Source organism: Pontimonas salivibrio, assembly GCF_002950575.1.
Taxonomy (GTDB): Bacteria; Actinomycetota; Actinomycetes; order Actinomycetales; family Microbacteriaceae; genus Pontimonas; species Pontimonas salivibrio.
The window spans coordinates 311,685-325,227 of sequence record NZ_CP026923.1; the positions used below are offsets into that span (position 1 = coordinate 311,685).

The 13,543-nt window shown below is 59.1% G+C and carries 13 protein-coding genes and 1 pseudogene; 10 read left to right on the plus strand and 4 right to left on the minus strand.

Annotated features, from left to right (window positions below):
- Positions 1-54 precede the first annotated feature (54 nt).
- The 7 genes and pseudogenes from glmS to tsaD all read left to right on the plus strand — a co-directional run.
- The gene (gene glmS / locus C3B54_RS01720) at positions 55-1,902 is read left to right on the plus strand and encodes a glutamine--fructose-6-phosphate transaminase (isomerizing) (protein WP_104912972.1); all 1,848 of its coding nucleotides are present in this window, start codon (positions 55-57) and stop codon (positions 1,900-1,902) included.
- Positions 1,903-1,909: 7 nt separating this feature from the next.
- The gene (locus C3B54_RS01725) at positions 1,910-2,296 is read left to right on the plus strand and encodes a holo-ACP synthase (protein ID WP_104912973.1); all 387 of its coding nucleotides are present in this window, start codon (positions 1,910-1,912) and stop codon (positions 2,294-2,296) included.
- Positions 2,293-3,384: an alanine racemase gene (gene alr / locus C3B54_RS01730; RefSeq protein ID WP_104912974.1), complete on the plus strand. Its 1,092-nt coding sequence runs from the start codon at positions 2,293-2,295 to the stop codon at positions 3,382-3,384. Before C3B54_RS01725 ends, alr begins: the two co-directional genes overlap by 4 nt.
- On the plus strand, positions 3,381-3,914 hold the full coding sequence (gene tsaE, locus C3B54_RS01735; RefSeq protein ID WP_104912975.1) for a tRNA (adenosine(37)-N6)-threonylcarbamoyltransferase complex ATPase subunit type 1 TsaE: 534 nt from the start codon (positions 3,381-3,383) through the stop codon (positions 3,912-3,914). The genes alr and tsaE overlap by 4 nt, the downstream gene beginning before the upstream one ends.
- Positions 3,898-4,497 carry a tRNA (adenosine(37)-N6)-threonylcarbamoyltransferase complex dimerization subunit type 1 TsaB gene (gene tsaB / locus C3B54_RS01740; protein ID WP_104912976.1) on the plus strand — a complete coding sequence of 200 codons (600 nt, stop codon included), beginning with the start codon at positions 3,898-3,900 and terminating at the stop codon, positions 4,495-4,497. Before tsaE ends, tsaB begins: the two co-directional genes overlap by 17 nt.
- A complete protein-coding gene (gene rimI, locus C3B54_RS01745) occupies positions 4,494-4,967 on the plus strand; it encodes a ribosomal protein S18-alanine N-acetyltransferase (protein WP_104912977.1) in 474 nt (157 codons plus the stop codon). Before tsaB ends, rimI begins: the two co-directional genes overlap by 4 nt.
- Positions 4,964-6,016 (plus strand): annotated as a pseudogene (tsaD, locus tag C3B54_RS08850) (tRNA (adenosine(37)-N6)-threonylcarbamoyltransferase complex transferase subunit TsaD); the annotation flags it as partial. The gene rimI and the pseudogene tsaD, both read left to right, overlap by 4 nt.
- A gap of 570 nt (positions 6,017-6,586) precedes the next feature.
- Here tsaD and C3B54_RS01755 read toward each other — a convergent pair.
- Positions 6,587-7,774, minus strand: a complete 1,188-nt coding sequence (locus C3B54_RS01755; protein WP_104914195.1) for a class I SAM-dependent methyltransferase — start codon at positions 7,772-7,774, stop codon at positions 6,587-6,589.
- Between the two features lie 136 nt (positions 7,775-7,910).
- Here C3B54_RS01755 and groES point away from each other — a divergent pair, with 136 nt between their 5' ends.
- From groES to C3B54_RS01770, 3 genes are all read left to right on the plus strand, one after another.
- A complete protein-coding gene (gene groES, locus C3B54_RS01760) occupies positions 7,911-8,204 on the plus strand; it encodes a co-chaperone GroES (RefSeq protein WP_104912979.1) in 294 nt (97 codons plus the stop codon).
- A gap of 88 nt (positions 8,205-8,292) precedes the next feature.
- Entirely contained in the window at positions 8,293-9,195 is a 903-nt protein-coding gene (rarD, locus tag C3B54_RS01765) for an EamA family transporter RarD (protein ID WP_104912980.1), read from the plus strand.
- 154 nt (positions 9,196-9,349) lie between these two features.
- The gene (locus C3B54_RS01770; protein ID WP_104912981.1) at positions 9,350-10,648 is read left to right on the plus strand and encodes an ABC transporter substrate-binding protein; all 1,299 of its coding nucleotides are present in this window, start codon (positions 9,350-9,352) and stop codon (positions 10,646-10,648) included.
- A gap of 292 nt (positions 10,649-10,940) precedes the next feature.
- Here C3B54_RS01770 and C3B54_RS01775 read toward each other — a convergent pair whose 3' ends face one another.
- The 3 genes from C3B54_RS01775 to C3B54_RS01785 are packed head-to-tail and all read right to left on the minus strand — an operon-like array spanning position 10,941 to position 13,541.
- Positions 10,941-11,672, minus strand: coding sequence for an ABC transporter ATP-binding protein (locus C3B54_RS01775; RefSeq protein ID WP_104912982.1), 732 nt, complete (start codon positions 11,670-11,672; stop codon positions 10,941-10,943).
- Positions 11,672-12,571 (minus strand): ABC transporter ATP-binding protein, encoded by a 900-nt coding sequence (locus C3B54_RS01780; RefSeq protein ID WP_104912983.1) that lies wholly within the window; start codon positions 12,569-12,571, stop codon positions 11,672-11,674. Before C3B54_RS01780 ends, C3B54_RS01775 begins: the two co-directional genes overlap by 1 nt.
- Entirely contained in the window at positions 12,561-13,541 is a 981-nt protein-coding gene (locus C3B54_RS01785; protein WP_104912984.1) for a branched-chain amino acid ABC transporter permease, read from the minus strand. The genes C3B54_RS01780 and C3B54_RS01785 overlap by 11 nt, the downstream gene beginning before the upstream one ends.
- Positions 13,542-13,543 lie beyond the last annotated feature (2 nt).

Here is a 13,543-nt window from a genome sequence, read left to right on the forward strand (position 1 = left end):
CTCAACAGTAGTACCACCGGGTTGGCTGGGGAGCCATCGCCTAGACTCGAGCACATGTGTGGAATTGTCGGATATGTCGGCCATCAAGCGAGCCTTCCAGTGTTAATGGCCGGTCTGAAGCGTTTGGAATATCGCGGTTACGACTCCGCCGGTGTCGCCATTGTTGACGAGGTGGGTGGTATCCACACCGCAAAAAAAGCCGGCAAACTTCAGGTACTCGCCGATCAGCTCACCATCGAAGCACTGGGCGAAGGTCACACCGGCATTGCCCACACTCGGTGGGCCACACACGGTGGTCCCACCGATTTAAACGCCCACCCCCATTTGGCCGATGGCGGCAAGCTTGCCCTGATTCACAACGGCATCATCGAAAATTACCAGGCGCTCGCCGAAGCGCTGCGAGCTGACGGTATTGACTGCATCAGCGAAACCGATTCGGAAGTGGCTGCCCACCTGGTGGCCAAGGAATACCGGGACACCGGTGACCTCACTGAGGCGCTACGCCAGAGTGCCAACCAGCTCCACGGGGCCTTCACACTGTTGGTGACTCACCAAGATCAACCGGGTCTTGTGGTCGGGGCACGGCGAAACTCACCGTTAGTGGTCGGCTTGGGTGAAGGCGAAAACTTCCTGGCCTCCGATGTGTCAGCCTTTGTTGAACACACTCAGCGGGCGGTAGCGCTCGGTCAAGACCAGGTAGTGACGATTACTCCTGAAGGGATTAGCGTCACCGACTTCGACGGCAATGTCGTCCACCCTGAAGAGTTCACCGTGGATTGGGATGCCAGCGCCGCCGAAAAAGGCGGTTGGTCGAGTTTCATGGCGAAGGAAATTTCTGAACAGCCTGAAGCTGTGGCCAATACTCTGCGAAGTCGAATTACCCCTGAAGGCCATATCGATATTCCCGAGCTGGCCAAGGTGGTCGCCGACACACAGATTACTCGCGTGGTGTTTATTGCCTGCGGTACTGCGGCTTACTCCGCCATGTTGGGGGCGTATGCGATGGAGAAGTGGGCACATATCCCCGCCTCCGTGGAACTCTCACACGAGTTTCGATACCGAGACGCGGTAATCGACGCGCACACACTGGTGGTGTCGGTGAGCCAATCGGGAGAAACGATGGACACGCTGATGGCGGTGCGCCACGCGGCCGAAGCGGGTGCCACCACGGTGTCAATCTGTAACACCCAGGGGGCCACTATTCCCCGCGAATCCACCGCCACGCTCTACACCCATGCGGGCCCAGAAGTTGCTGTCGCCTCCACCAAAGCGTTTTCCGCGCAAGTGGTTGCCACCTACCTGTTGGCTCTTGCCTTTGGTGAAGCCAGAGGTGCGCTGAGCGCAGCTGAGCGAGCCGAATTAGCTGAAGCCCTCCTGGCTGCGCCAGACCAGATGGCAGAGATGGTCCAAACGGGTGAGCGTATTCATGAATTGGCTCACTGGATGGCGGATACCCATTCGGTGCTGTATTTGGGTCGACACGTCGGTTACCCCATCGCATTGGAAGGGGCACTGAAACTTAAAGAGCTTGCCTATATCCATGCGGAAGGTTTTGCTGCCGGAGAGCTCAAACACGGGCCCATTGCCCTGATCGAGCCCGGCCAAATCGTGTTCGTGGTGGTGCCAAGCCCGCGAGACCCCCGCTCGCTACACTCCAAAGTGGTCTCCAACATTCAAGAGATTCGCGCTCGCGGCGCACGGGTGATTGCGCTGGCAGAGCGCGGCGATGCGGCCGTGTTGCCGTTCGCCGATGAGGTGATTGCCCTTCCGCCCGCACACACGTTTGTTGAACCCCTACTGGCTGTCATACCGCTTCACTTGTTTGGGATGGAATTGGCGATGGCGAAAGGGTTAGACGTTGATCAGCCTCGAAACCTGGCCAAATCGGTGACGGTGGAGTAGACCGCAGATGGTGATTGCCGTTGGCGTGGATGTCGTCGACATTGATCGAATGGCCAGAGCGCTGGAGCGAACTCCAGCGCTTGGCCCTCGCGTCTTTGGCGACCTCGATACGGAAGGACTCGCCCCGGAGGGGAATGCGGCTTCCCTGGCCGCTAGGTTCGCCGCCAAGGAGGCCACACTGAAAGCCCTTGGGGGGCACATTCCAGGTTTTAGTTGGCACGACATTCAAGTGCAGCGGCCCGCGCAGGCACCCCCGACTCTCGTTCTCACTGGTGGTGCACAGCGTGCCAGTCAGCACAAAGGAATTAATCGGTGGCACCTGTCGCTGAGCCACGATGGTGGTGTGGCCATCGCGTTTGTGGTGGCTGAATCTCTGGAAGAGGCACGGGTATGAGAGAAGCACTCATTCGGCCGAGCCTCATTAGCGCCAACGTGGAGGCACTACACGCCAGGGCAGCAACGCCGCAGAGCATGCTGGTGGTCAAAGCCGATGGTTACGGCCACGGCGCGTTGACTGCCGCTCGTGCGGGGTTGGAAGCGGGGGCAACGTGGCTCGGAACAGCGGACATCGACGAAGCCCTCGCCCTTCGTGCTGGAGGGATTGACGCACCGATCCTCGCCTGGCTCATCGGGCCAGACAGTGCTGTGGCGGAAGCGATCCAGGTGGGCATCGACTTGGGGATCTCCAGCCCCTGGCAGTTAGATGTCGCAGCAAAACACGCAACAACAGCCACACCCGCCACGGTGCAGCTGAAAATTGATTCCGGCATGGGCCGTGGCGGCCTCACGGAGCCCGACTGGGCACCTGTGGCCAGTCGGGCAAAAGAGTATGAGCGCCAAGGCCTCATTCGAGTGCGTGGAGTGTTTACCCACCTGTCCTTAGAGTCGACTACTTCAGACAACACCCAGTTGGAGCGCTTCGAGCGTGCTCTCGCGGTGCTGCACGATGCAGGCCTGAGGCCAGAACTCACCCACGCGGGGGCCAGTGTCGGCTCCATTCGAACACCCGGACGCGGGTACGACTTGGCCCGGTTCGGTATCGCGGCCTACGGGTTCGCGCTCACACCCGAACACGAAGCGTTGGGTCTGCGCCCGGCGATGCGACTATCGGGGCAAGTCATCGTGACGAAGCGGCTTCCCGCTGGGCACGGTGTCGGATACGACCTCACCTACACCACAGCGTCAGATACGACCATGGCGATTATTCCGCTCGGCTACGCCGACGGTGTGCCACGCCACGGCTCATCAGCGGGACCTGTCGTCCTTGGTGACCAGCGTTTTCAGGTTGCAGGTCGTGTCTCAATGGACCAGATTTCGATTGATGTGGGTGACCACCCAGTCCAGGTGGGCCAATGGGCGGTGCTATGGGGGGATCCCACAGAGGGGCACCCCTCGGCAGCTGAATGGGCTGCCGTATCGGGCACAATCCCTTATGAAGTCGTGTCCCTGTTGGGCTCCAGGGTTCCCCGGGTGGTGCAATGACCACGGTGTCGGTAACCAGCGCGGAGGCGATGGAAGCACTCGGTGGGCGCATCGGGGCACAGCTTGTTGCGGGTGATGTGGTGGTCCTCCACGGCCCATTAGGTGCGGGGAAGACCACCTTTACCCGCGGTGTGGGGCAGGCTTTGGGGGTTCAGGGAGTGATCGCCTCACCGACCTTCGTAGTGGCCAGGACTCACCCCCGGAACGTGGCCGAGCATCCACCCCTCGTGCACGTCGATGCCTACCGCCTGGCTCATGCGGAAGAACTAGTCGATTTGGATATCGATTACGACCATTCCATCGTGTTGATTGAGTGGGGTAGGGGCTATGTGGAAAGGGTCGCCGACCAGTGGCTCGATATCGATATTGAGACCCGGGCGTCCCTGATGGAAGATGATCAGCCGATGGAGGACGACCCTATGGAGGATGACCGGGAACGCCTCGTCACGTTGAGCGTTCACTCTCGAAGTGGCCACTCACCACACCGCTTCACATCGTTGATGGAGGACCTTAATGATTTTGGCCATTGATTCATCTGCGGGCACCGCGGTAGCTGTGACCACCTCTGATGGGGTGCAGGTGAGCGTGGCGGAAACCCTCGATCGCAGGAGCCACGCCGAAGCTATTGGTCCCCTCATTGCACAAGCGCTGGACTCTGCAGGAATTGGTCCCAAAGACATCACCGCGGTCGTGATGGGAGTGGGCCCCGGTCCTTTCACCGGACTTCGAGTCGGGATGGCTGCGGCGCAAAGCTTCGCCTGGGCACGTTCCGTGCCGCTGTGGCCGGTGCACAGCCACGATGCTGCTGCGGTGTCGATAGTTCACGACAGTGCGGTGATAACGGATGCGCGCCGAGGAGAGTGGGCCTTCTCGGCCTACACCCCCCATCCCCAGGGCGGTTTGGGTGTCCGGGAAGGATTGAGTCGTTTAATCCCCCGAGAAGACATTGACGACAGTCAGACCCACTGGCACGATTCGTTGCTTATTAGGGCAGAAAATGTGAACCCCGCCCATTTAGCGCTCGCCGCGGTAACGCTCCAGGCACGCGGGGAGAATCTGGAAGAGCCTCGGCCGGTGTATTTGCGTGAACCCGATGTGACGATGCCCCAATGAGCCAGATAGTTCGCCCCTATGAGCCGGGCGATCGTGATTCGCTGATCGCCCTCGAAGCCGAGCTTTTTGGGTCCGATGCGTGGTCGCCCGAGGTCTTCACGCTTGAGCTACAGCACCCCTTTTCTCATTACCTCGTCCTCGAAGACGGCCCAGCTGTGGTCGGTTATGGGGGAGTGCGGGTGCCTGTGCCGGCCGCCCCAGGCGACATTCAAACTCTCGCGATTTACCCCGACTATCGCCGCGCTGGTTGGGCCAGGCGAATACTCAACGAGCTAGTGGGGTATGCCACCGCGAAGGGGGTGCCGGAATTGTTGTTGGAGGTCCGTGCCGATAACCCCGCCGCCCATGCCCTCTACGAGAGTGTCGGCTTTCGGGAGATTGCCCGGCGGCCAAACTACTATCAGCCAGACGGAGTTGACGCCATAGTGATGCGCCTCACACTCACCACACCTGAAGGGGACGGGCAATGAACCGCGACGCACCCCTTGTGCTGGGAATTGAGACCAGCTGTGATGAAACCTCGGTGGGAATTGTCCGGGGTGACCAACTTCTTGCCAACGTGGTGTCATCTTCCATGGAACAACACCGCCGCTTTGGTGGTGTTGTCCCCGAAGTGGCTGCCAGGGCACACGTAGAGGCGATGCCTCAGGTGTTGCAAGAAGCCATCGACCAGGCTGGTGTTGCGGTGGAAGACGTTGACGCTATCGCGGTCACCGCGGGTCCTGGTCTCGCCGGGGCCTTAATGGTGGGTGTAGGTGCCGCAAAAGGTTTGGCCCAAGCTCTCGATAAGCCGCTCTATGCGGTCAATCACTTAGTCGGTCACGTGGCGGTGGAACTACTGCGCTCGGAAGGGCGCGAACTGGAGTTGCCTTGTGTTGCGCTGTTGGTCTCTGGAGGGCACACGTCACTTCTTCTCATTCGTGACCTTGTTGACGGTGTGGAAGTCTTAGGCGAAACTATCGACGACGCTGCCGGTGAAGCCTTTGACAAAGTCGCCAGAGTGCTGGGGTTGCCCTACCCGGGTGGTCCAGAAATTGACCGGGTCGCCCGAACAGGGGATTCGCGCAAATATGCGTTCCCCCGAGGCTTGACCCAACACAAAGACCAAGCCACACACCGCTATAACTTTTCTTTTTCCGGTCTGAAAACCGCTGTGGCGAGGTGGTGGGAAGCCCACGGCGATCCCACCGATGAGGCGCTCATTGCTGACGTGGCCGCATCGTTCCAAGAAGCTGTCGCCGATGTGTTGATCGCTAAAGCCATCGATGCCTGCACCGAACACGGTGTTCCACGGTTGGTGCTGGGTGGGGGCGTGGCGGCAAACTCGAGAGTGCGGGCCTTAGCTGTTGAGCGTGCAGGCGTGGCGGGTGTGGACCTGCGCATTCCACCGCTGTCGTTGTGCACCGATAACGGCGCAATGATTGCCGTGTTAGGGGCGGAGTTGATCAAGAGGGGCCAGGCGCCCTCGCGCATGGATACTTCTGCCCAGTCAACCGTTTCCGCCGAGCATGCTCAGTTGGGGCGCGAGGTTGATGGTTCGTCTAATGGCGGTGATGTGCCCGTGGATGATCCTGAGGTCACTGAATCGTTGACACGCTGGGCCCCCACCGACCCGGTCAGTGCGCCAGAAGCAGAAGCAGAAGCAGAAGCAGAAGCAGAAGCGGCGGAAGGCGTTGATTCTGCGTCCACTGGTAGCGAAGCTGAAGGCGAGGGCGAAGAGGAAGAACGTATTGACGAGGCCATCACCGGCCTACAGCCCACAGTGTCGGCTTCGACAACTAGGGCGCCCACACCGAAGCGACCTTGGCTGCCCACGGTGAGCCTCTCGCTCGGGGTGTTAGGACTCGCGCTGTCGCCTGCGCTTGGTGTGGGAGTGATTCCGGCCATCCTTGCGGTGGTGACTGGACACATTTCCAAGCCCTACCCTCTGGCAAGGAAGGGCACCGTGATGGTGGCTTTGGTCCTTGGCTATCTGGGTATTGCCCTGTCCATCGTGGTGGGTGTGGCCGCGGCAACACCGTTGGTTCGGGCACTGTTAGTCAGCGCAGGGTTGTTACTGCCGGAGGGTTAGACTTGTTTGTCGGCGCGGTCAGCCGGCGGCTGGGACCAGTCGTGTGGCAACGATTGCGACTTTCTTGCCCTGGTAGCGGGTGATGATCAGCGTGCCGGACTCTGAGCCTTGTGGGGAGAGTTGTTCCCGCAGTCTCGCGGGATCAATATCGACGCCTCGTTTTTTGATTTCCAGGGTGCCAATGTTGGCGTCTCGGACCCAAGCGACCAGGTCTTTCGTTTTCAGTGGCAGGACTTTGTGGACGGCGAAACCGGCGGCAAACACGCTGTGGTGTTCCTCGTCAGAGGTGATGTAGGCGATGCCGGGTGAGAGCATTGCGCCGCCCAACATTCCGGCGAGCTTGCCAATGAGCCGGGCCCGAATGACCGCACCGTCTGGTTCATAGAGGTAATCGCGAAGCGGCCCGATATCTGCGTCTGGCGCATCGTTTTCAGCTGTCAGTTCGGCCGAATGCTCAGCACCGAGCACGAGTGCCGATCGCCGAATACCCGGGCGGGCCAGCGCGCCCCACCAGAGGACCACTTCGACAACGCCGCCACTGTGGCTGACCCACTGTGCTTCGGCATCTGCGGGTATCAACTCGCGGTCCATCCCGGGCGCAAGCTTGATCCCACTGGGGCGTGTTCGAGCGAGGGTGAATGCGTCGGTGAGCGAGGGTGACCACTGTTCGGGATTGACAAGGCGGGTTCCGCCCTCTCGTCTTGCAGGATCTAGCCAAATGCCTTCGACGCCACTCAGGTCAACCTGAAGGGCATCAGCGTGTTCGACGGTGACGGAGTCGAACATAGCGAGGTTGTAGCTCGCTAGTGCCGCGGTGTTGTGGTCCGAATCGACAGCGAGGACGGATAGCCCCAGTGCGGCAAAGGCCATCGAGTCTCCTCCGATGCCACAACCCAGGTCGGCGACAGTCCTAATGCCTGCGGCCTGGAAGCGGCCTGCGTGGTGGGCGGCCACGGCAAGACGACTGGCCTGCTCCAAGCCTGTTTCGCTGAAAAGCATCTGACTGGCGTAAGGGCCAAATTTCGCTTCGCCTTTTCGGCGCAGTCGAAGCTGTTCGAGTGCTTGGTGGATGCGTTCGGTCGGGTGTCCGGCGCGGCGGAGGGCTGAAACAGTCTGAACGATGTCTGCACTCGAATCTGACTCGGCGAGAGTGTCGATGAGTATCAGAGTTTCGGACTGGAGCAATACGTCCGCATCGATAGCCACCTCGCTATTGTGGCAGGCTCCGGAGCGCACAATTTTTGGCACTCGGATTGCATGAGTGCTAATTCGTTCGATACAGTAAGACTTAGCACTCAAGTGGTGAGTGTGCTAACCCATTAGTTTCAGAAAGAGGTCAACCGTGTCGGTGTCTATCAAGCCGCTCGAAGATCGCGTAGTCATTCAGCAGGTCGATGCAGAGCAGACCACCTCGTCCGGTCTGGTCATTCCAGACACAGCTCAAGAAAAGCCCCAAGAGGGTGAAGTTGTGGCTGTTGGACCAGGTCGCATGGCAGGAGACAAGCGAGTTCCCATGGACATTTCCGTGGGTGACCGCGTGCTCTACTCCAAGTACGGCGGAACCGAAGTGAAATTCGGAACTGACGAGTACTTGGTGCTCTCGGCCAAAGACATTTTGGCGATCGTCGAGCGCTAACACACGCTTTCCTAAGAACGCCCCGGCCGTGAAGGCCGGGGCGTTCTTGTATGCGGGGCGGGGTGTTCCTCGGCGCTAACCTTGGGCAGTGACATCATCTGAGACGAAGAGTGTTCGCGCTGGCTATGGCTACGCGCTGGGCGCTTATTCGCTGTGGGGCTTCATGCCTCTGTATTTTGTGGCGTTGGCGCCCGCAAGCTCATTAGAGATTCTCGCCTGGCGAATTGTGTTGTCGTTGGTGTTCTGTGTGCTGATTTTGCTGGCGACCGGACACCTGCAGCGAGCGCTCGCGGTACTTCGAGACCGGCGCAGCGCGCTGCTCACCGCGGCGGCTGGGGTGTTGATTTTGGCCAACTGGGGCATTTTTGTGTACGCAACCCAGACCGGGCATGTGATGGATGCCGCGTTGGGGTATTTCATTAACCCTCTGGTGACGGCACTGCTGGGAGTGTTTATTTTGCGTGAGCGGCTGCGCACGGCCCAGTGGGTAGCCCTGGCACTTGGTGTTGTGGCGGTCACGGTGCTCGTTGTGGGCTATGGCGAGTTTCCATGGATATCCGTAGGCCTTGCGTTTTCTTTCGGTTTTTATGGTCTGGTGAAGAAAGGTTTGGGCCAGATGCCAGCCCTCACCGGGTTGACCTTGGAGACAGTGTGGGTGACACCGCTGGCAGTGGGTTTGTTGATCTGGATTGCGCTGACCGACGGCTTGGCGGTCACTAGCGAAGGCGCTGGACTCGTCATGTTGATGTCGTTAGCGGGTGCCGTGACGTCGATACCGCTGTTACTTTTCGCATCAGCAGCGAGGCGCCTGCCTCTGGCAACTGTTGGGTTACTGCAGTATTTAAACCCGATCTTGCAAGCACTGGTGGGAATCTTCATCCTGATGGAACCGATGCCTATCGAGCGGTGGTGGGGCTTCGCCATCATCGTCGTGGCACTTGGCGTTTTCATTGGCGACGCTCTCAAAACCCGGGGGTTAACCGGGAGGTAAGCCAATTTTCCCCAGGAATTTCGCGTCACGATGTTACAGGGCTGTAACCATCCTGTAGTGCCTTGGGCACCCCTGAGCGCTTACGATAGAAGCCGGTTGTGTATCGCACGACCCTTTTTCCCTTGAGGATGAAGAAGAGTATGTAAGGAGCATCATGAGCGTAATTTCGAAGGCTGGGAGTGGTTTTGCCATTCTCGCCGCCTCGGCGCTAGTGCTCAGTGGTTGTGCAGCGGCTGAAGAGCCCGTTGCCGAAGAAACCACTGAGGAAGAGACGACTGAAGAGTCGCCTGCGGCTGAGGAACTAAGTCTGAAGATTGGTACCGCCCTTCCGGTCACGGGAACCCTCGCGTTCCTCGGACCCCCCGAAGAAGCCGGTGTCGCACTCGCCCAGAAGGACATCAACGACGCCGCAGCGGGTATCTCGCTTGAGGTTGTCTTCGGTGACTCGGGTGACCTCGACAACAAGGCCTACGAGACTGAAATTCCCCGTCTTCTGAACGAAGACGTGGCAGCTATCGTCGGTGCCGCATCATCCGGTGTGTCCTTGCAGTTCATCGACCAGGTGACCAAGGAAGCTGGCGTGCTCATGGTGTCGCCCGCGAACACCTCGACAGCATTCTCTGACTACGACGATGCCGGTCTCTACTGGCGTACTGCGCCTGCAGACTTCCTCCAGGGTGAAGCCCTTGGAACTCTGTTGGCTCAGGATGGTCACGAGACTGCCTCGATGATCGTGTTGAACGACTCGTATGGAACCACCCTGCGCGACGAGGCCACCAAGGCCTTCGAAGCTGCCGGTGGAGAAATCCTCGCGACTCCTTCAGTCAACCAGGGTGACACCAACCTGACTTCGCAGATCAGCGAAGCTCTCGCCGGTGACCCCGACGCACTTGTTGTGATCCTCTTCGACGAGACCAAGACTGCTGTGCCCGAGATTGTGGCAGCAGGCTTCCCCGGTGAGAACATTTACTTCACCGATGGAAACCTCTCCAACTACTCGGCTGACTTCGAAGAAGGCCTCATCACCGGTGCCAAGGGAACACTCCCCGGACCGACAGATGCTGCCCAGGAGTTCAAAGACGCAGCTGACGCCGTGTGGGTTGAAATGGGTAACCCCTCACTGTTCGAAGCAGACGTCTGGGCATACAGCACCGAGTCTTACGACGCGACCGTGTTGATTGCTCTTGCCGCTTTGGCTGCAGGTTCGACCGATTCGGCCGACATCGCAGGCAAGCTGCAGGAAGTCTCCGGTGGATCCGGTGATGGTGAAAAGTGCACCTCGTTCGCCGAGTGTGCTGACATCATCAACGGTGGTGGAGTTGCTGACTACGACGGCTTCTCGGGCCCCGTCACCTTCGGTGACAACGGTGACCCGACCCAGGCCCAGGTTGGTATCTACCAGTACGGTGACGACAACACGTACTCACCGATCGATGTGGTGGCGAACTTCTAAGCTGACTTCTTAGTCAGTGACGAAAGTCACTACTCTGCGGCCCCGGTCTTCTGACCGGGGCCGCAGTCGTTTTCCCTCGCTTTGCGCTGTTGCACTGTGGAGTCGGCGAGGTCGCACCATGTTCTCTCTGGTGACCTGAACGACGATGAGGTCTCCGCTCGGCGACGGTGCATTGGCGCCAGCACTGCCGTCACAGGGTGCGACTCGCTCAGCCCTACCTCGGTTCCGGCTGCACTCTAAAGAACCGCTCTCGAGGCCTCTGAAGGCTTCTTAACCGGGCGCAGGTAGCGGTTTAGGCTCCCAGTGAGCCGAGGTAAAGCTCGATCACCCGAGGGTCGTTCAGAAGCTCACGTCCGGTGCCTGTGTAGGCGTCCTTACCCTGGTCGAGCACGTAGGCGCGGTCACAGATTTGCAGGCAGCGCCTGGCGTTCTGCTCGACCATGATCGTTGTCACGCCGGCGTTGTTGATTTCCGAGACTCGGATAAAGGCTTCGTCCTGTCGGACCGGGGAAAGGCCAGCGGAGGGTTCATCGAGGAGCAACACTGACGGATTCATCATCAGTGCACGGCCCATGGCGACCATCTGTCGCTCTCCACCGGAGAGCGACCCTGCGCGCTGCTTGAGGCGTGGCTTCAGCTCAGCAAAGAGCTCAGTAACCGTCGTCATGCCCTCTTCGAGCTTGCTGGGGTCTTGGTAGACACCCATTTCGAGGTTTTCCTCGATGGTGAGGCTGGGGAACACGTTGTTGTTCTGGGGGACCATCCCCACACCGCGGGCAACAAGCTTGTTCGCTTTCAACCCTGTGATGTCTTCGCCGAGGAGGCTGATTGACCCACCTCGCACGTTCACCTGGCCAAACATGGCCTTCAACAGAGTGGACTTACCGGCACCGTTCGGGCCGATGATTCCAATCAATTCACCTTTACCCGCCGTGAGGTTACAGCCCTCAAGGATGTTCACACCGGGAAGGTAGCCCGCAACGAGGTCCTTGATTTCGACGACGGGCGCTTCGTGCTCTGCCATTAGGCCTCTCCCTCAGGTAGCTGGATTCGACCGGTAACAACACCCAGGTCAGTGTCCTGGTGGCTGCCCAGGTAGGCATCGACTACTGCTTCGTTGGCCATCACTTCGTCCGGGGCGCCTTCAGCAATGATCTTGCCCTCGGCCATGACGACCACCCAGTCGGCGATGTGGCGCACCATGTGCATGTCGTGCTCCACGAAGAGGACGGTCATGCCTTCCTTCTTGAGGTTCAGAATGTGCTCCAGCAGGGATTCTGTCAGCGCCGGGTTGACCCCAGCCATCGGCTCATCGAGCATTACCAGCGTCGGGTCACTCATGAGAGCGCGGGCCATTTCAAGCAGTTTCCGTTGACCACCGGAGAGGCTCGCTGCGAAGTCGTCCTTGAGCTTCAGGAGCTTGAAGCGCTCGAGTAGTTCAAGCGCTTTGGCTTCAATTTCTTCTTCCTTCTTTTTCCAGAGGAACGGAAAGATGGATTGGAAGAGGTTTTCCCCGCTTTGGTCTTTGGCGCCAAGCTTCATGTTTTCCAACACGGTCAGCAAACTAAGTGCTTTGGTGAGCTGGAAGGTGCGCACCTGACCGCGCTGTGCGACTTTATAAGCGGGGATTCCGGCAAGGCTTTGACCGTTAAATTCCCAGCTTCCAGTATCCGGGGTATCGAAGCCGGTTAGCAGGTTGAAGAAGGTGGTCTTTCCCGCACCGTTTGGGCCAATTAGTGCGGTGATCGCTCCGCGAGGGATCTCCAGGTGTTCGACGTCGACCGCAGTCAAACCACCGAAAGTTCTGGAGACGTGATCGGCAACGATGATGGGGTCCACTTTCTTCACCCCGGGGGCAACCTCACCGGTGTGGAGCCCGGTGGACTTCACCGGGCTGGATTGTGGTGTCGCGCTATCGGACAAAGGTCAACTCCCTCTTGTCGCCAACAATTCCCTGTGGCCTAAACACCACAATCAGGATGAGCAAGATACCGATGATCACGAAGCGCAACGCCCCAGCCTGAGCAGAGGAGAAGGCTCCGAGGAGGCCAACATCGGCCAATGCGGGAAGCAGAGCTCCGAGGAAGGCTTGGAGTACCCAGAAGATCAGTGCTCCAAGGAGAGGGCCGAATACTGTTGCGGCCCCACCGAGCAAAAGCGCTGTCCACACGAAGAACGTGAGCGAGGTGATGAAGGTCATCGGGTTCGCCGAGGAAGGCAAGACGTAGATGACACCACCTAGTCCGGCAATGACACCACCGACCATGAGGGCTTGGAGTTTGTAACCAAACACGTTCTTACCCAGGGCCCGCACGGCGTCTTCATCTTCCCGGATGCCTTTGATGACTCGGCCCCAGGGACTGTTCACCAAGCGCCACACCACCAGAAGGCTGATGATGAGGATGATCAAACCGACAATCAAAATCCAGAACTGGTTGGCCGTATACGACCACGGCCCAAAGCCGTAGGTGCCATCGGGGAACGGGTTGATGGAACGGAAGTCGTCAGCGAATCCGGTAAGCCCATCTGCGGAACCTGTCACGGAGTTAAACGCCTGAGAGACCAACAGAAGACGAATGATTTCTGCCGCAGCAATCGTCACAATGGCCAGATAATCACCCCGTAGTTGCAGGGTGGGTAACCCTAATATCAAGGCGAAGATAATTGACGCGGCAATCGCCGTGAGCATGGATGCCCACCAAGGGAACCCAAAGCTCAGGGCCGAGATTGCATAGCCATAGCCTCCCACGGCCATGAATCCAGCGATACCAAAGTTCAGTAGGCCGACAAAGCCGAAGTGAACGGCGAGACCCAGCGCTGCCAGAGCAAACGCAATGGTGACAGGGTTAAACAGCGCTTGCGCGGTGTTGATATAGATCGAATTCCAGTCCATGA

Excerpts from the sequence above, each read along its gene's own strand:
- tsaE (WP_104912975.1), top strand. The coding sequence starts at position 3,381 with ATGACCACGGTGTCGGTAACCAGCGCGGAGGCGATGGAAGCACTCGGT.
- C3B54_RS01725 (WP_104912973.1), top strand. The coding sequence starts at position 1,910 with ATGGTGATTGCCGTTGGCGTGGATGTCGTCGACATTGATCGAATGGCC.
- rimI (WP_104912977.1), top strand. The coding sequence starts at position 4,494 with ATGAGCCAGATAGTTCGCCCCTATGAGCCGGGCGATCGTGATTCGCTG.
- C3B54_RS01775 (WP_104912982.1), bottom strand. The coding sequence starts at position 11,672 with ATGGCAGAGCACGAAGCGCCCGTCGTCGAAATCAAGGACCTCGTTGCG.
- tsaB (WP_104912976.1), top strand. The coding sequence starts at position 3,898 with ATGATTTTGGCCATTGATTCATCTGCGGGCACCGCGGTAGCTGTGACC.
- alr (WP_104912974.1), top strand. The coding sequence starts at position 2,293 with ATGAGAGAAGCACTCATTCGGCCGAGCCTCATTAGCGCCAACGTGGAG.
- C3B54_RS01770 (WP_104912981.1), top strand. The coding sequence starts at position 9,350 with ATGAGCGTAATTTCGAAGGCTGGGAGTGGTTTTGCCATTCTCGCCGCC.
- C3B54_RS01785 (WP_104912984.1), bottom strand. The coding sequence starts at position 13,541 with ATGGACTGGAATTCGATCTATATCAACACCGCGCAAGCGCTGTTTAAC.
- glmS (WP_104912972.1), top strand. The coding sequence starts at position 55 with ATGTGTGGAATTGTCGGATATGTCGGCCATCAAGCGAGCCTTCCAGTG.